General features: G+C 64.6%; 15 protein-coding genes. 12 read left to right on the top strand and 3 right to left on the bottom strand.

The genetic code is table 11. From position 1 onward, the window contains the following. Positions 1-86: 86 nt before the first annotated feature. The 5 genes from fba to KZJ38_RS20185 all read left to right on the top strand — a co-directional run bounded on the left by fba (position 87) and on the right by KZJ38_RS20185 (position 5231). Positions 87-1151: a class II fructose-bisphosphate aldolase gene (gene fba / locus KZJ38_RS20205; RefSeq protein ID WP_219797920.1), complete on the top strand. Its 1065-nt coding sequence runs from the start codon at positions 87-89 to the stop codon at positions 1149-1151. Positions 1152-1382: 231 nt separating this feature from the next. Next, positions 1383-2273 (top strand): phosphoribosylaminoimidazolesuccinocarboxamide synthase, encoded by an 891-nt coding sequence (locus KZJ38_RS20200; protein WP_219797919.1) that lies wholly within the window; start codon positions 1383-1385, stop codon positions 2271-2273. Between the two features lie 26 nt (positions 2274-2299). Continuing rightward, entirely contained in the window at positions 2300-2839 is a 540-nt protein-coding gene (gene purE, locus KZJ38_RS20195) for a 5-(carboxyamino)imidazole ribonucleotide mutase (protein WP_219797918.1), read from the top strand. Positions 2840-2868: 29 nt separating this feature from the next. Then, positions 2869-4107 carry a 5-(carboxyamino)imidazole ribonucleotide synthase gene (locus tag KZJ38_RS20190; protein ID WP_219797917.1) on the top strand — a complete coding sequence of 413 codons (1239 nt, stop codon included), beginning with the start codon at positions 2869-2871 and terminating at the stop codon, positions 4105-4107. Positions 4108-4121: 14 nt separating this feature from the next. Next, on the top strand, positions 4122-5231 hold the full coding sequence (locus KZJ38_RS20185) for an L-threonylcarbamoyladenylate synthase (RefSeq protein ID WP_246641567.1): 1110 nt from the start codon (positions 4122-4124) through the stop codon (positions 5229-5231). A gap of 188 nt (positions 5232-5419) precedes the next feature. Here KZJ38_RS20185 and KZJ38_RS20180 read toward each other — a convergent pair whose 3' ends face one another. Both KZJ38_RS20180 and dacB read right to left on the bottom strand, forming a co-directional pair. Next, on the bottom strand, positions 5420-6589 hold the full coding sequence (locus KZJ38_RS20180) for an SGNH/GDSL hydrolase family protein (protein WP_219797916.1): 1170 nt from the start codon (positions 6587-6589) through the stop codon (positions 5420-5422). Between the two features lie 483 nt (positions 6590-7072). Continuing rightward, positions 7073-8716, bottom strand: a complete 1644-nt coding sequence (gene dacB / locus KZJ38_RS20175; RefSeq protein WP_219797915.1) for a D-alanyl-D-alanine carboxypeptidase/D-alanyl-D-alanine endopeptidase — start codon at positions 8714-8716, stop codon at positions 7073-7075. Positions 8717-9088: 372 nt separating this feature from the next. Here dacB and KZJ38_RS20170 point away from each other — a divergent pair, with 372 nt between their 5' ends. From KZJ38_RS20170 to KZJ38_RS20145, 6 genes are all read left to right on the top strand, one after another. Further along, a complete protein-coding gene (locus KZJ38_RS20170) occupies positions 9089-9751 on the top strand; it encodes a response regulator (protein WP_219797914.1) in 663 nt (220 codons plus the stop codon). Positions 9752-9755: 4 nt separating this feature from the next. Beyond that, positions 9756-11057: an ATP-binding protein gene (locus tag KZJ38_RS20165; protein ID WP_219797913.1), complete on the top strand. Its 1302-nt coding sequence runs from the start codon at positions 9756-9758 to the stop codon at positions 11055-11057. A gap of 114 nt (positions 11058-11171) precedes the next feature. Then, on the top strand, positions 11172-12689 hold the full coding sequence (locus KZJ38_RS20160; protein ID WP_219797912.1) for a DegQ family serine endoprotease: 1518 nt from the start codon (positions 11172-11174) through the stop codon (positions 12687-12689). Between the two features lie 162 nt (positions 12690-12851). After that, positions 12852-13364 carry a peptidase associated/transthyretin-like domain-containing protein gene (locus KZJ38_RS20155; RefSeq protein ID WP_425518265.1) on the top strand — a complete coding sequence of 171 codons (513 nt, stop codon included), beginning with the start codon at positions 12852-12854 and terminating at the stop codon, positions 13362-13364. A gap of 303 nt (positions 13365-13667) precedes the next feature. Next, entirely contained in the window at positions 13668-14123 is a 456-nt protein-coding gene (locus KZJ38_RS20150) for a DUF427 domain-containing protein (RefSeq protein WP_219797911.1), read from the top strand. A 32-nt stretch (positions 14124-14155) separates the two neighbouring features. Beyond that, the gene (locus KZJ38_RS20145) at positions 14156-14890 is read left to right on the top strand and encodes an SRPBCC family protein (RefSeq protein WP_219797910.1); all 735 of its coding nucleotides are present in this window, start codon (positions 14156-14158) and stop codon (positions 14888-14890) included. A gap of 18 nt (positions 14891-14908) precedes the next feature. Here the strand turns inward: KZJ38_RS20145 and KZJ38_RS20140 are convergent, their stop codons facing one another. Further along, positions 14909-15574, bottom strand: coding sequence for a TetR family transcriptional regulator (locus KZJ38_RS20140; protein WP_219797909.1), 666 nt, complete (start codon positions 15572-15574; stop codon positions 14909-14911). Between the two features lie 513 nt (positions 15575-16087). On the opposite strand from KZJ38_RS20140, the gene KZJ38_RS20135 reads away from it, so the two are divergent. Next, positions 16088-17305, top strand: coding sequence for an efflux RND transporter periplasmic adaptor subunit (locus KZJ38_RS20135; protein WP_219797908.1), 1218 nt, complete (start codon positions 16088-16090; stop codon positions 17303-17305). The last annotated feature ends 50 nt before the right edge of the window (positions 17306-17355 follow it).

Here is a 17355-nt window from a genome sequence, read left to right as displayed (position 1 = left end):
AACGCGGCCTGCTTCACGTAAAATTGCACTTTCGATGCAGTGATGCCGCGGGCAAAGGTTTTCGTTTGAAATCCAAGGAGTAGCAAATGCCTCTCGTATCAATGCGTCAATTGCTGGACCACGCGGCGGAAAACGGCTACGGTTTGCCGGCTTTCAACGTGAACAACCTGGAGCAGGTGCAGGCGATCATGGCAGCGGCCGATCAGGTCGGCTCGCCGGTCATCATGCAGGCGTCGGCGGGTGCGCGCAAATATGCGGGCGAGCCGTTCCTGCGTCATCTGATCGAAGCGGCGGTCGAGTCGTATCCGCATATCCCGGTCGTGATGCACCAGGACCACGGGCAATCGCCGGCCGTGTGCATGGCGGCGATCCGCAGCGGTTTTACGAGCGTGATGATGGACGGCTCGCTCGAAGCGGACGGCAAGTCGGTTGCGTCGTACGAGTACAACGTCGATGTGTCGAGAAAGGTTGTCGAAGCAGCGCATTCGATCGGCGTGACGGTCGAAGCGGAACTGGGCGTGCTCGGTTCGCTGGAAACGATGAAGGGCGACAAGGAAGACGGTCACGGCGCCGAGGGCACGATGACGCGCGAGCAACTGCTCACTGACGTTGAGCAGGCCGCCGATTTCGTGAAGCTTACGCAGTGCGACGCGCTCGCGATTGCAATCGGCACCTCGCACGGCGCGTACAAGTTTTCGAAGAAGCCGACCGGCGATATCCTGTCGATCCAGCGCATCAAGGAAATTCACGAGCGCATTCCGAACACGCACCTCGTGATGCACGGTTCGTCGTCGGTGCCGCAGGACCTGCTCGCCGAGATTCGCGAGTTCGGCGGCGACATGAAGGAAACGTACGGCGTGCCGGTCGAAGAGATTCAGGAAGGCATCAAGCACGGTGTGCGCAAGATCAATATCGACACCGATCTGCGTCTCGCGATCACCGGCGCGATCCGCCGCTACTTCGCGCAGAACCCGTCGAAGTTCGATCCGCGCGATTACCTGAAGCCGGCGCGTGAAGCCGCGAAGAAGGTGTGTCTGGATCGCTTTGTCGCGTTCGGTTGCGAAGGCCAGGCTGGCAAGATCAAGCCGGTCGCGCTGGATAAGATGGCGGATCGGTATAAGGCGGGCGAGCTCGCGCAGGTGGTTCGCTAAGGCGGCTTAAGCGGGCTCAAGCAGGTTTAAGCAGGTTCAAGCAGCACGCGCGCGGATTGCAGCACGGATTGCAGCGCTTTCCGCCCGCGCGCCGCGTAGTTTGAAGTGGCATCGCCGTTCCCGCTTGGCCCGGGGAACGGCGTTTTCCCTTTGCGATGTGAATTACGTTGCACCATTTGTCAGGGCAGTGTTTTTGCCTCATTTTCAGCACTATTTTTACGAGCCACGACGATGTCTACCCTTTATGAATCCACGCTTCGCTCGCTGCCGCTGCTCGGCCGCGGCAAGGTCCGCGACAACTATGCGGTGGGCAACGACAAGCTGCTGATCGTCACGACCGACCGTCTTTCGGCGTTCGACGTCATCATGGGCGAGCCGATTCCGGACAAGGGCCGCGTGTTGAACCAGATGGCCGACTTCTGGTTCGAGAAGCTCAAGGACATCGTGCCGAATCACCTGACGGGCGTCGCGCCCGAAACGGTCGTCGCTGCGGACGAAGTGGCGCAGGTGAAGGGTCGCGCGGTCGTCGTGAAGAAGCTCGAGCCGATTCTCGTCGAAGCGGTCGTGCGCGGTTATCTGGCCGGTAGCGGCTGGAAGGACTATCAGGCGACGGGCGCGATCTGCGGCGTCGAATTGCCGCCGGGCCTGCAGAACGCGCAGAAGCTGCCCGAGCCGATCTTTACGCCGGCAGCGAAGGCCGAGATGGGCCATCACGACGAGAACATCACCTATAACGAAATGGAACGCCGCATCGGCACGGAACTGTCGGCGACGATCCGCGACATTTCGATTCGCCTGTATAAGGAAGCCGCCGATTTCGCCGCGACGCGCGGCATCATCATCGCGGATACGAAGTTCGAATTCGGCCTCGACAACCACGGCAAGCTGTACCTGATGGATGAAGTACTGACGGCCGATTCGTCGCGCTTCTGGCCGGCCGACGAGTACAAGGTCGGCACCAACCCGCCGTCGTTCGACAAGCAGTTCGTGCGCGACTGGCTCGAAACGCAGCCGTGGAAGAAGGAACCGCCGGCGCCGAAGCTGCCCGACGATGTGGTCGCGAAGACCGCGGACAAATACCGCGAAGCGCTCGAGCGGCTGACCGGGCAGACGCTCGCTTGAAGGACGCATGAAGGAATCTGTGGAACATGAGTGAAGTTAAAACCGCCGCCGGCACCGCAGTCGGCACTCACGCTCACGACGCGCCGCTCGTCGGCGTGCTGATGGGCTCCAGCTCCGACTGGGACGTGATGAAGCATGCAGTCGCGATGCTGCAGGAGTTCGGCGTGCCGTACGAGGCGAAGGTCGTCTCCGCGCACCGGATGCCCGACGAGATGTTCGCGTATGCGCAAAGCGCGCGCGAGCGCGGCCTGCGCGCGATCATCGCCGGCGCGGGCGGCGCGGCGCACCTGCCCGGCATGCTCGCCGCGAAAACGACGGTGCCGGTGCTCGGCGTGCCGGTGGCGAGCAAGTATCTGAAGGGCGTCGATTCGTTGCATTCGATCGTGCAGATGCCGAAGGGCGTGCCGGTCGCGACGTTTGCGATCGGCGAAGCGGGCGCGGCGAATGCGGCGCTGTTCGCGGTGTCGATCCTGAGCGGCACGCTGCCCGAATACGCGGACAAGCTGGCCGCGTTCCGCGTGCGCCAGAACCAGGCGGCGCATGCGATGGTGCTGCCCGCGCTGTGAAACCATCGGATCCGGATGCGACCATCAACATGAGTTCTGACAACACCCCGGTTTCACCGATTCTGCCCGGCGCATGGCTGGGCATGGTCGGTGGCGGCCAGCTCGGCCGCATGTTCTGCTTCGCCGCGCAGGCGATGGGCTATCGCGTCGCCGTGCTCGATCCCGACGAAACGAGCCCGGCCGGCGCGGTTGCGGACAAGCATCTGCGCGCCGCCTACGACGACGAAGCGGCACTGACCGAACTCGCGCGTCTGTGCGCGGCGGTATCGACGGAATTCGAGAATGTGCCGGCCGCGAGCCTCGATTTCCTTGCGCGCACGACGTTCGTGAGCCCGGCCGGACGCTGCGTCGCGGTCGCGCAGGACCGGATCGCCGAGAAGCGTTTTATCGCCGCGTCGGGTGTGCCGGTTGCGCCGCACGTGGTGATCGAATCGTCGGATGCGCTTGCCGCGCTCGACGATGCGGCGCTCGAAGCGGTGCTGCCCGGCATTCTGAAAACCGCGCGGCTCGGCTACGACGGCAAAGGCCAGGTGCGCGTGTGCAATGCCGACGAGGTGCGGCAGGCGCATGCATCGCTGGGCGGCGTCGCCTGCGTGCTCGAAAAGCGGTTGCCGCTCAAGTTCGAAGTGTCGGCGCTGATTGCGCGCGGCGCGAACGGCGGGTCGGCCGTATACGCCCTGGCGCAGAACACGCACCGCAACGGTGTGCTGTCGCATACGATCGTCCCCGCGCCCGACGCGAGCGCGACGCTCGTCACGCAAGCGCAGCAGGCGGCGCTGCAGATTGCCGAGAAGCTCGGCTATGTCGGCGTGCTGTGCGTCGAGTTCTTTGTGCTCGAAGACGGTTCGCTCGTCGCGAACGAAATGGCGCCGCGGCCGCACAACTCCGGCCACTATACGGTCGACGCATGTGCGACAAGCCAGTTCGAGCAGCAGGTGCGCGCGATGACGGCGATGCCGCTTGGCGACACGCGTCAGCATTCGCCGGCGGTCATGCTCAATATTCTCGGCGACGTGTGGTTTCCTGATAGCGCCAAGGCCGCAAAGAGCGCGGGCACCGCGACGGGCGGCGCGCATTGCGGTGCGGCCGTGACGCCGCCGTGGCACGAAGTCGCCGCGATGCCGGCAGCGCGCCTGCATCTGTACGGCAAGGAAGAGGCGCGTCCGGGCCGCAAGATGGGCCACGTGAACTTCACCGCGGCAACGCTCGAAGAAGCGCGCACGGCCGCTCGCGATTGCGCGCGGCTGCTGCATATTCCGACGAGCTGAAGCGGTTTTCCATCATGCCGGATCAACCGAAACAGCCTGGCGGTATGGCGGGCTCGCCTAAGGCTCGCGATAGCGTGGGTAGTGGCGACGAGCGTGGCAATCACGGCACGCCGATCGACGCCGCGCAAATCGAACACGCGGCGGCCCTGCTCGATGCCGGCGAACTCGTCGCGTTTCCGACCGAGACCGTCTACGGTCTCGGCGGCGATGCAGAAAGCCCTGAGGCTGTCGCACGCATCTATGCGGCAAAAGGGCGGCCGGCGAATCATCCCGTGATCGTGCATCTCGCGCCGCATGGCGACCCGCGCTACTGGGTCGAGCAATTGCCGGCCGATGCGCAACGACTCATCGATGCGTTCTGGCCGGGCCCGCTCACGTTGATTCTGAAGCGCGCCGCGCATATTCCGTCCGCAGTCAGCGGCGGGCAGGATTCGGTCGGCTTGCGCTGTCCGTCGCATCCGGTCGCGCAGGCGCTGCTCGACGCGTTCAGCGCGCGCCGCGGCGGACACGGCGGCGTGGCGGCGCCGTCGGCAAACCGCTTTGGTCATGTGAGCCCGACGACGGCGCAGCATGTGCGAGATGAATTCGGCTCGGCGATTCATGTGCTCGATGGCGGAGCGTCGAAGGTCGGCATCGAGTCGACGATCGTCGATCTGTCGCGCGGTTTTCCTGCGCTGCTGCGGCCTGGGCACGTGACGCCGCAAGACATTGCCGAGGTGCTCGGCGAGTTGCCGCGGCTGCCCGACGGCTCCGATGCGACGGCGCCGCGTGCGTCCGGCACGCTGAAGGCGCACTACGCGCCGCGCACGCCGCTCGCGCTCTTGCCGTTCGACGCGCTCGAGCCGCTGCTCGCGGCCGCGCGCGACGCGGGCGAGCGCGTCGCACTGGTCGCGCGGGCGTCGCGCGCCGGGCGTTGGGCCGATGCCGATGGCGTGCACTTCGTTGCCGCGCCCGAAGACCCGCATGCCTATGCGCGCGATCTGTATGGGCTGTTGCGCGCGCTCGATCGGGCGAACGTCGCGCGCATTCTGATCGAGCAGCTGCCGGATACGATCGAGTGGATCGCGGTCAACGATCGGCTTGGACGGGCTGCTGCTGCGTTCGAGGCGTCAGCGTCCGAGTAGACGGCCGACGGCGAGAACGAGCGCACAGCGCGGCGGAAGCATCGAAGCCGCTGCACTTCTTCAGGCGGAACGATCAAAAAAATGCCCAGCCAGATGAATGAACCGGCTGGGCCTTTTTATTCGACGTGACACGCGCGGACGACATACCGCGCGCATCGACACGCGCGCTACTCGCTACCCCCGAAGCATCACTTCCCTAGCCCCGTCGCAGCAATCGCCTGCTCGGCGTTTGCCGCAAAGAGCGCATGCAGATGCGTGGTCGGGTGAATCGTATCGGCGAACATGTAGCTTTGGTCCGCGCCCGCCACCGTGTACAACTGCGGTGAGCAGAACAGCGACGACGCGAACGCGCTCGGGTCCGACTCGCCAAACTGCTGCGCCGCGGCCTGCATCTCGGCGAGTTTGCACGCCGTGCCCGTATTGGATACGGTGAAGCCGTTCGCCTGGTAGTTTGCGACCACAGAGTCGATCCACACATCGGTCTGCAGGTAGATGACCTTGCTCATGAGCCCCGTCGCGCTGAGTGTGCCCGCAAGCGACTGGTTGAACGCACCGACCAGCGTCTTGAACAGTTGCTGCCCCGACGGACCGGAGGCGACACCGAGCGGCGCAATCGAGATATCGGGCACATTCGCGACCACGACGTGCGTCGCGCCTGCGGCGAGAATCGGCGCGATCACCTGCTGAACCATTTGCTGCGCGGTCGCGACCAGCGTATTCGCCTGCGCGGTGACGGCCTGAACGGTCGCGGTATTCGGATCGACGCCCTGCGCGACCGCGGCCTGAATCGTCGCCTCCGCGGTCTGAGCCGCGACCAGCACATCGTTCGCGCCGCCTTCGACGAGCACCAGTTGACCCGGATTGAAGCTGCCATGCGCGGACAGGTAGTTTTGCACCTGCGTCACGAGCGGCACGGTCGTCGCTTGCGCGTACGGCGGCAGGTTCGCGGGCGCATGGCCGATGCCGTTCGCACCGATCACGAGCGATCCGCCTTGTGCATAGTCGAGCCCCGTCGATGCGACGAGCGGTTGACCGAAGCCGCCGAGATAAGCAGGCGTCAAGGTGCCGCCGTAGTACTCGGCCACCTTCTGCGTCCAGACTTCGCCCGGGTTCGTCGTAAATCGGCCGCCGCCGAAGTTCGCCATGATGACCGGCGAATAGGTGCCTGCGTCGGACAGACTCGTGCCGAACGACACGACCTGCAGGTTGACACCGCCCGCCGGCGCGCTGCTCGCGTTGCTGGTACTGCTGCCGCCACCGTCGCCGCCGCCGCATGCGGCAAGCACCGCAAACGCCGCGCTTGCGATACCGATCTGCGCGGCGCGCTGCAGGCGGGATGGCTGTGATGCATGCTTCATGTTGTCTCCGGTCTTCTCGTTTATGTAGTGGGCATGGACGCCCTATGCCGCAAGGTCGGTGTGCCGCGCGCGTGATGCGGGCGTCATCGCGGAATCTGTTCCGGAACGCGTGCTCGTCCGGTTGAACGGCATGTCGAGCGGATACTTGTGTGCAACCACGTGGATCGCGCAGGCTGCCCGGTCAAACGGGTAGCTGCGGCTGCAGCGGCGCGAGGACGGTCGCAAAGGCATGCGCGAGCGCACGCGGTGCTGGTTTGAATGGCATTGACGTCTCCCTCCGAGGCGCGCGCGACCGCATGCCGTCACATCGTCACATGCCGCCGCTGGCGCGATCGTTGTAGTTTGATTTTCATATGCGCTTGATCGCGGCAATGCGTGACGACAAGGGGGCAACAAGCGTGACGACTGGCGCCGCGATAAGCGCTGCCCGACAGCGTACACGCTTCGCGGCGGCGCGCGCGTACGCATTGCTAGAAGGATTCCTCAATGCGCGCCGCGCTTCGGGTTTTTCCTTAGCTTGTTGCGACGCGGTTCGGTGACCGGCGCGGAAACGGGTTCGGCGAGCGATTCGGTCAATGCAGCCTGCGGTCCCTGATAGACCCATTCGAGCAGGCTGTCGTGCGCGGCGCGCGCGGCCTCCGCACGCGGATCGTTGATCAGGCTCACGACGACATAGCTGAAACCATCGGCGGAGGCCACGTAACCGGCAATCGCGCGCACATCGCGCAGCGTGCCGGTCTTGATATGCGCATTGCCGTTGACAGGCTCACGCGTCAACCGATGCCGCATCGTGCCGTCGACGCCGACAATCGGCAGCGAATCGACGAACACCTGCGCGACCGGGCTCGCATTGGCCGACTGCAGCACATCGGCAAGCGAGAGGGCCGTGACCTGCTCGTTGCGCGATAAGCCCGAGCCGTTCTCGAGCGTCAGATACTGGGTTGGCAGCCCGCTGCCCTGCATGAACGATTGAATGGCGCGGATCGACTTCGCGGGCGTCGCGGGCGGCTTGCTCTCGACGCCGCCAATGGTCAGGAACAGGTTGCGCGCCATCGTGTTATTGCTGAACTTGTTGATGTCGTGAACGATATCCGACAACGTCGGGCTCAGATGCGTGGCAACGAGCCGCGCGCCGACCGGCACCGCGCCTTCGCGCGTCGTGCCGTTGAACGTGCCGCCGGTCTGCTTCCACAACGCGAGGAAGCCGCCTGCAAAAAACGCCGAATGATCGAGCGTTGCGACGTTAATCGTGCGGTCGCCGCAGCGCAGCGGGTAGTTGCCGTCGAACGATGCAGTGACGATGCCGCTTGCTTCAGGCGTCACCACCGGATTGAGCGCGTTCAACGTGCCGCGGCACGGGCCGCCGGTTGCGTGCAGGTGATTGTCGATCTGCAGTTGCGCGAGCGCCGGCAACACGTCGATCGCGACGCTGCCGTCCGGCGACGGCGTCAGTGTGAACGACAGTGACTTGAATGCATAAAGCAGCGGGTCCGGGCCGACGTTGTACGGCGCCTCGGTGTCGTCGTCGAAGGCGGGCAGATCGCGCGTCGACGGATCGAAGAAACGCTTGTCGAGCACGAGCGCGCCATCGATGCCGGTGATGCCTGCGCCGTGAATCTTCTGCACCAGATCGATCAGTTCTTCGGGCACGAGCTTCGGGTCGCCGGTGCCTTGAATGTACAGATTGCCGTGCAGCACGCCGTTCGGATCGATATTGCCGTCCGCGTAGGCGGTCGTGCGCCAGCGGTAATCGGCGCCGAGCATCGACAGGCCCGCGTAGGTCGTGACGAGCTTCATCGTGGAGGCGGGCATCATCGGCTTGCCGGCGTTTAGCGCGAGCATCGGCGTGCGGTCGCCGACTTTTTCGACGACCACGCTGACCGACGAAAGCGGCACATGCGCGCGCTGCAGGCCCGCCATGACCGCGGGCGGCAGCACGGTCGTCACGTTGACCGACGGATGCTCGGTTTTTTTGCGCGCTTCCGCGGGTGCTGCGCAGACGAGTGCCGCGCACGCGAACAGAACGGCTGTGCTACGTGACAAAAATCGTGCGTACGAAGAAACGCGGGCAGGGCGGCGGGAGCTACGGGAGCGCTCGGAGAGGGCAGAAGGTGAAGCGGGCGTCATGTACGGTCGATCTTAGGAAAAGCTTTCGTATTCAGTTCTTGCAGCGGCGCGCGACGCCCACGCCGAGGATTGTGTGCGGCCAGCAACGTGAGCGCAAGCGCGATGTGCGCGGATGAAGCGCAAATGCAACTACGTCCGGGCGGCTTGTCCGTGCGCATGCCGCTTTTTGCGTATTCCTGCTTGCAAGCGCGCTCGCGATGGCGTCGCGATCACGCGCGGCCCGATCGAATCGCAGCGCATCGCACCGGCACGTGCCGCGCAAAAGCGCTCATTGTAGAGAGTTGCCGTGTCGCTGCGCAAAAAAGCCGCTCGTCGCGAGCTTTCGTAAGCGGGCGCTAGAATGCAGCATCTCCACCGCGGATTACGAAAGCCATGCGCATACTGCTTGTCGAAGACGACCGGATGATTGCCGAAGGCGTACGCAAAGCGCTGCGCGGCGAAGGCTTCGCAGTCGACTGGGTGCAGGACGGCGAAGCCGCGCTCAACGCCGTGACGGGCGAGCCGTACGACCTCATGCTGCTCGACCTCGGGTTGCCGAAGCGCGACGGCCTCGACGTATTGCGCACGGTGCGCAAGCGCGGCCTGTCGGTGCCGGTGCTGATCGTCACCGCGCGCGATGCGGTGGCCGACCGCGTGAAAGGTCTCGACGCGGGCGCCGACGACTATCTCGTGAAGCCGTTCGACCTCGATGAACTGGGCGCGCGCATGCGTGCGCTGATCCGCCGCCAGTCGGGCCGCAGCGATTCGACGATCCGCCACGGCGCGCTTACGCTCGACCCGGCTTCGCATCAGGTCACACTCGATGGCGCGCCGGTCGCGCTGTCGGCGCGCGAATTCGCCTTGCTTGCCGCGCTGCTCGCGCGGCCGGGCGCGGTGCTGTCGAAAAGTCAGCTCGAAGAAAAAATGTACGGCTGGGGCGAGGAAATCGGCAGCAACACGGTCGAGGTGTATATCCATGCGCTGCGCAAGAAGCTCGGCGCGGACCTGATTCGCAACGTACGCGGCCTGGGCTACATGATCGCGAAGGAAGCCTGACACGATGCGTTCGATTCGCCGTCAATTGTTGTTCTGGCTGCTTGCAATCGTGCTGCTCGGCGTCGGCATCGCGGGCTGGCTCATTTACCGTCAGGCACTCGCCGAAGCGAACGAACTGTTCGACTATCAATTGCAGGAGATCGCGGCGGCGCTGCCCGCCGAACCGTTCTCGCAGATTCTGAGTTCGCGCGATACCGGCGACGAAGGCATCGTGCTGCAAATCTGGAATCGCAATGGCGTGCTGATGTATTACTCGCATCCGCGCGCGCCGCTCGCGCCGCGCGCCGAACTCGGCTTCTCGACCGAGCGCACCGAGCGCGGCGACTGGCGTGTGTACGGCGCGATTGTCGGCGACAACGTGGTGCAGCTGGCGCAGCCGCTGTCGGTGCGCAACCGGCTCGCGGCCAACGTCGCGCTGCGCACGCTATGGCCGCTGATCGTGCTGCTGCCGCTGCTCGGTGTTGCCGTGTGGGCCGTGGTCGGCCGTGGGCTCGCGCCGTTGCGCCGCGTGACGGGCGCGCTCGATACCCGTCACCCCGAAGCGCTCGATCCATTACCCGATGCGCGTCTGCCGCTCGAAGTGCGGCCGCTCGTGCGCGCTTTGAACGGGCTGCTCGAACGGCTTGCCGCCGCGCTCGATACACAAAAGGCGTTCGTCGCCGATGCCGCGCACGAATTGCGCACGCCGCTTGCGGCCGTGCAGATCCAGGCGCAACTCGTCGCGCGCGCCCACGACGATGCCGAGCGCAGCGAAGCGCTCGTCGATCTGCAGGCGGGCGTCACGCGCGCGACGCGCCTTGCCGAACAGCTGCTCGCACTCGCGCGCGCGGAACCGGATGGCCGCGAAGCGGCGAAGCCGGTCGATCTCGATGCGCTATTGCACGATTGCGTGATGGCTTACACGCCGCTTGCCGGCAAGCGCGGCGTCGATCTCGGCATCGAGCGCAACGAAACCGCGCATGTGCGCGGCGACCCTGAAGCGCTGCGCGTGCTCTTCAACAACCTGATCGACAACGCAACGAAATACACGCCGAGCGGCGGACGCGTCGATGTTTGCGTATTCATGAAAGACGGACATCCGGTCGTCAAGATCGGGGATAGCGGACCGGGCATTCCGCTTGAAGAACGCACGCGCGTATTCGATCGTTTTTATCGCGTGGGAGAAGGCGCGAATCGCGTGCGCACCGACATCGCAGGCAGCGGTCTCGGTCTTGCGATCGTGCGGCGCATCGCGCTTCAGCATCACGCAGTCGTCACACTCGGCGACTCGAAAGCGGGCGGGCTGCTCGTCACGGTGACGTTTTAAAAGCGCCTTGTTTTACGGCGATTTTCCGAAACAGTCTGTTTAAGATTGTTTTAAGAGACACCGCTTACTCTGCGACACATCGAGAAATCATTCTCCCTGTCTGGAGTAAGAACGATGAACGTCAAAATGCTTTCCCGCAGTGCGGTTGCCGTGGCTGTCGCGGTTGCGCTGTCCGCGGGCTATGTGGCCGGGCGCCACAATATGCAGGCGCCTCAGGTCATTCAGCCGGCCCAGGCCGCCGCGATGATGCCGGCCGAAGCGGCCGCCAAAACCGGTATTCCCGATTTCTCCGGCCTCGTCGAAACGTACGGGCCCGCGGTGGTCAATATCAGCGCGAAGCATGTCGTGAAGCGTACCGCATTGCGTGGTGGCGGCAGCGGCGGTGGTAACCAGCTGCCGATCGATCCGAGCGATCCGTTCTACCAGTTCTACAAGCACTTCTTCGGCAATGTGCCGGGCATGCAAGGCCCCGGCGGCGACGACGGCGGCGACTCGCCCGATACGCCGAGCTCGAGCCTCGGTTCGGGTTTCATCATCAGCAGCGACGGCTACATCCTGACCAACGCGCACGTGGTCGATGGCGCGAACGTGGTGACCGTGAAGCTGACCGACAAGCGCGAATATCACGCGAAGGTCGTCGGCGCGGACAAGCAGTCGGACGTCGCGGTGCTGAAGATCGATGCGAAGGATCTGCCGACCGTCAAGATCGGCGACCCGCGCGCAAGCAAGGTCGGCCAGTGGGTCGTCGCGATCGGTTCGCCGTACGGCTTCGAGAACACGGTGACGTCGGGCATCATCAGCGCAAAATCGCGCTCGCTGCCGAACGAGAACTACACGCCGTTTATCCAGACCGATGTGCCGGTGAACCCGGGTAACTCGGGCGGCCCGCTTTTCAATCTGCAAGGCGAAGTGATCGGCATCAACTCGATGATCTACTCGCAGACGGGCGGCTTCCAGGGTCTTTCGTTCGCAATCCCGATCAACGAGGCGATGAAGGTCAAGGACGATCTCGTGAAGACCGGCCATGTGAGCCGTGGTCGACTCGGTGTCGCGGTGCAGGGCATGAATCAGACGCTCGCCGATTCGTTCGGAATGAAGCAACCGCAAGGCGCGCTCGTCAGCTCGGTCGACAAGGACGGCCCGGCGGCGAAGGCCGGTCTGCAGCCCGGCGACGTGATTACCGCGGTCAACGGCTCACCGGTTACCGACTCGTCGGATCTGCCGGCGCAGATCGCGAACCTGAAGCCCGGCACGAGCGCGGACGTGACGGTGTGGCGCGACAAGGCGTCGAAGGACATCAAGGTGACGATCGGCTCGCTGTCGGATACGAAGGTCGCGTCGAACGATGAGTCGTCGTCGCAGGTGCAAGGGCGTCTCGGCGTCGCAGTGCGTCCGCTCACGCCGCAGGAGAAGAGCGGTGAGTCGATTACGCATGGCTTGCTCGTGCAGCAGGCGGGTGGCGCGGCGGCCAGCGCCGGCATCCAGCCCGGCGACGTGATCCTCGCGGTGAACGGCCGTCCGGTGTCGAACGTCGACCAGCTGAAGCAGGCGGTGTCGCAAGCCGGTAACAGCCTGGCGCTGCTGATCCAGCGCGACAACGCGCAAATCTTCGTGCCGGTCGATCTCGGCTGATCGGGCGAGCGGATCGGCGGGGGTGCGCCGCTGTCGGGCACGCAGGTCCAGCGCGTGTCCGGCGGCCCGCCGATCGGTAAAAAGGAGCGGCAAGCGGGTATGCCATTTGCTGCTCTGGTTAGATTTCCACTGTTCGGGGAAGCCCGAAAAAGGAGCTGACCAATGAAGCATTCTCCGCGCCATTTTCATCGTCGCATGGCCGCAGTCGCGTCCGTGGTTGCCGCGACGGCATTGTCTGCAGGGTTGGTCTCGAGCGCATTTGCGCAGAATGCAAGCGGTGTCACTGGCGGCACCACGACGGACAACACGAGCGCCGGCAACGTCAACGGCGGCGGGCTGCCGCAGATCCAGCAGCAAGGCGACGTGTCGTTCACCTCGGGCGGCGTCGGCCTCGACGAATCGCACGCGCTGCGCTCGGCAGAGCATAGCTGGCCACTATCGCTGCGCTTTACCGGCCCGGGTTCCGACTATCTGGCCGACGTCCGCGTGAAGATCTCCGACGCGCATAGCGGCGACGTGCTCGATACGACGTCGCGCGGCCCATATATGCTCGTCAAATTGCGCCCGGGGCGTTACACAGTGCAGGCGTCGTATAAAGACGACGCGCAGACGAAGACCGTCACCGTGCCGGCGAAGGGCACCGCCAAGGCGGCTTTCTACTGGCGAAGCCAGTAAGCAAAGCGCGCGGCGCCTGCGTGGCTGTCAGGCGCCAGTCGACGGTTGAAAACAGGATGCAAGCACCGATGCAAGCGAACTGAAGCGAATTGTTGCTAGTGTGCGGGAACGCGCGCAACCGGCGACGGTTTGATCGATAATTGAGCCACGGGCCTGCGGTCCGTGGCTTTTTGCTTTGCAGACGTGTGTTGCGTGAAAGGTCCGCGACTTGCTGCAACTGCACTGGGCGTTGCCTTATTACGCCGCAGCAGTGAGAGCAGCCGCAGCGGCAAGCGAGATCAGATTCAATCCGGAGCGGGTGACATGAGCGGTGTTCCGACCAACGGCGGCCAGGGCCGCGACGCCACGCAGCAGCGCGGCGGCGCGCGCAATGGCGCGGCCGGCGAGCCGGCTCCGCATGGTGCCGCGTCGTGCGGGCCGCTGGTCAACATCTCGCGCAATCCGCACCGGGTTCGGGTGATCCATCAAGGCGTCACCTTCGCCGATACCCAGGCTGCACTGACGGTCGCCGAATCCGGCGCGCCGGACACCTTCTACTTCCCGCGCGCCGACGTCAACATGGCGCGCCTCGAACGTTCGAATCACACGTCCCGATGTCCGCACAAAGGTGACGCATCGTATTTTCATTTGCGCACTGAGGACGGAATCGTGGAAAACGCCGCATGGAGTTACGAGGCCCCGATCAACGGAGCCGAAGATATCAAAGGCTATCTGGCGTTTTACGCGTCGCGCGTCGACCGCATCGATCAGACATCCTGATCCCGCGGTGACGAGCTTATCGGGAGGCGGCCATGGAACTAACGAACGCGCTAAGAATTCCGCTTGCACAGTCTGAAGTCTGGGACGCGATGCAGGATCTCGCGTTGCTGCGCGCGAGTCTCGACAACTGCGAGTCGTTCACGCGTCTCGCGGGCGGCGAATACGCGCTGACGCTGACCGTGCCGCTTGGGCCATTACGTGCGCACTACGAAGTGCGCGCTCACGTTGCGAGCGACAACGGCACGGCAGCCGACAAGCCGCACCGCACGCTGAACTTCAAGGCGCGCGCGGGCGGGGTGGGTTCGCTGCGTGGCCAGATCGACGTCGCGCTGCGCTCGGACGACGGCGCATCCGACAAGGAGCCGAGCACGCGCATTGACTACTCGGTCTGGGCGACGTCGACGGGGCCGCTTGCCGAATTGCCGGCGCGCCAGATCGAAAACGCGTTGCACGAACTCGCCGACGATTTCTTCACGGAATTCTGCGCGGTCGTACAGGCCAAGCACGGGCAGGGGCCGAACCAGTCGCGCGGCACGCAGCCGCGGCGCCAGCATGTGTTTCTGCGGCCGATCAGTCTTGCCGGCGTCGCGCGCCGGGCGCGGCACGACCATGGCAGCGCGCTGACCGGCCGCGCAATGCATTCGACCTTCGCCGCGCGCGCGCATCACGATCACACGCCGCATGCCGTGCCGCACTGGGCATGGGCCGCGATGATTTTCTTCGTCGCGTTGCTTCTCTACGTGGCGCGCTGGTTCAGCGGTAGCTAGGCGCTCTCGCGCCGCGGTTCATACCGGCGGCTCCGTCGGCTTTTCACCGGGGCCGACTCTCAGCGTCGGGCTGTATCGCAGCATGTCGATCACGGCCTCGACCATCTCCCGCGCGTGCTTGCCGAAGTCGACCGAGCACGGCAGGAACAGCATGTCGCGCAGTGCGCCGCTCACGAACGAATGCAGGATCGACGCGGCGCGCGTCGTATTGAGGTCCGCCGGCAACTGACCCTTCGACACCGCATTGCGCAACCCACCCTCGATGTTCGCCATCCCTTCGCGCATATCGTTCTGATGGCGCGCCATGACCGGCCCCATCTCTTCGACGAACTCGCACTTCAGAAACAGGATGTCGAACACGCGGCGTTGCCGTGGATCGACCGCGGTGTTGCGCAACACGGTGGTCAGGATGTCGATGAGCTTGCCGAGCGGATCCGGCTCCTGCGGATCGAGCGACGCCGCCTTCAGTTCGTCGAGCGGCATCAGTACACGATCGAACATCTCGGTGAAGAGATCGCCTTTGTTTTCGAAATGCCAGTAGATCGCGCCGCGCGTGACGCCCGCGGCCTGTGCGATATCTGACAGGGAAGTGCGAGAAACCCCCTTCTCGAAGAACACCTGTTCGGCCGCATCGAGAATGCGGCTTCGTGTTTCCAGTGCTTCTTCCTTGGTTCGTCGGACCATTCTTCAGACCTGCCTGTATTGCTGGATTTCCCTGAGGTTTTTAAACGTCGATGATAAAGATCATCTCGTGTAGTCGTTCTCACGGAAATTGCTTTTGCGTGGACACGCGTCAGTGCATTACGAACAAACTTTTACATGCATTCGTGAACGTATCTATAATAGCACCCTAAACGATCGGATGACCCAGCTCACCCGACCGGTTAAGTTCCGTCATTGATTCTTTCAATTACCTTTGCGCCGCCTTTCTGACGGGGCCGCGCGGGGCGGCATTTCCCGGTTCGGCGCAATTCGAAGAGTGGTGCTCCCGCAGCAATCGCATCCATGGGCTTCCGGTCGCGGGCGTCGCAAGACGCCCGTGCGCGCCGTCGCGATCCCGCCGTCTGGTCCTGCCCGATCCTCGTGATCCCGCTCGATCCTGCGCCGTGATCCTGCCGTCTTCACCCGGAAACCACACCTGGCAGCGTGGCAGCGGCGCGCATTTTTTTCTTCTCAGTCTCTGACAGAGGTCGCTCCATGCGCGTCAAACGGGTAACTATCCGCTGGGCTTCGTTCAGCCTGCTTCCTGCCGCGGCGCTTGCCGTGCTGCTGGCGGCCTGCGGACCAAAACAATCAGCTCCTCCGCCGCAAGACCCCGAAGTCGGCATCGTCACCGTCCAGCCGACGCCGGTGCCCGTGATCACCGAACTGCCGGGCCGCACGAGCGCGTACCTCGTCGCGCAGGTGCGCGCGCGGGTCGACGGCATCGTGCTGCGGCGCGAGTTCGTCGAAGGCAGCGAAGTCAAGGCCGGTCAACGGCTGTACAAGATCGATCCGGCGCCGTACATCGCGGCGCTGAACAATGCGAAAGCCGCGCTCGCGAAAGCGCAGGCGAATCTCGCCACGACCACGGCGCAGGCCAACCGCTACAAGGTGCTGGTCGCCGCGAACGCGGTCAGCAAGCAGGACTACGACAACGCGGTCGCCTCGGAAGGCCAGGCGGCGGCGGACGTCGCCGCGGGCAAGGCGTCGGTCGATACCGCGCAGATCAACCTCGGCTATACGGACGTCGTGTCGCCGGTCACGGGTCGCGTCGGCATCTCGCAGGTCACGCCGGGCGCCTACGTGCAGGCAAGCCAGGCCACGCTGATGTCGACCGTCCAGCAGCTCGACCCGATGTACGTCGACCTCACGCAGTCGAGCCTGCAGGGGCTGAAGCTGCGCCGCGACATCCAGTCCGGCCGTCTGAAAACCACCGGTCCGAACGCGGCCAAGGTCACGCTGCTGCTCGAAGACGGCCGGCCGTACGGCGAAACCGGCAAGCTGCAGTTCACCGACGTCACGGTCGACCAGACCACCGGCTCGGTCACCATCCGCGCGATCTTCGACAACAAGGATCGCGTGCTGCTGCCGGGTATGTTCGTGCGCGCGCGCATCCAGGAAGGCGTCAACGACGCTGCGCTGCTCGTGCCGCAAGTCGGCGTCACACACGACCAGAAGGGGCAGGCCACCGCGCTCGTCGTCGGCAAGGACGACAAGGTCGAACTGCGCACGCTCGTCACCTCGGGCCTTTACGGCTCGAACTGGGTCGTCGAAGACGGCTTGCAGCCGGGCGACCGCGTGATCGTGCAGGGCGTCGACAAGGTGCATCCGGGCAACAAGGTCAGGACCGTTGCCGCGCAGCTTCCCGCCACCCCCGCTTCCGGCGCGGCCGCACAAGCCGCATCGGGCGCCTCCGCCGCGTCGGGCGCGTAACTGGGCACGAAACCCGGGCGCGTAACCCGGGCACGTAACAACAGGGAGCC

It is taken from the genome of Paraburkholderia edwinii (assembly GCF_019428685.1).
In the GTDB taxonomy this organism is placed as follows: Bacteria; Pseudomonadota; Gammaproteobacteria; order Burkholderiales; family Burkholderiaceae; genus Paraburkholderia; species Paraburkholderia edwinii.
The sequence above is the reverse complement of the archived record's forward strand: the minus strand, read 5'-3'. Positions and strand labels throughout refer to the sequence as shown.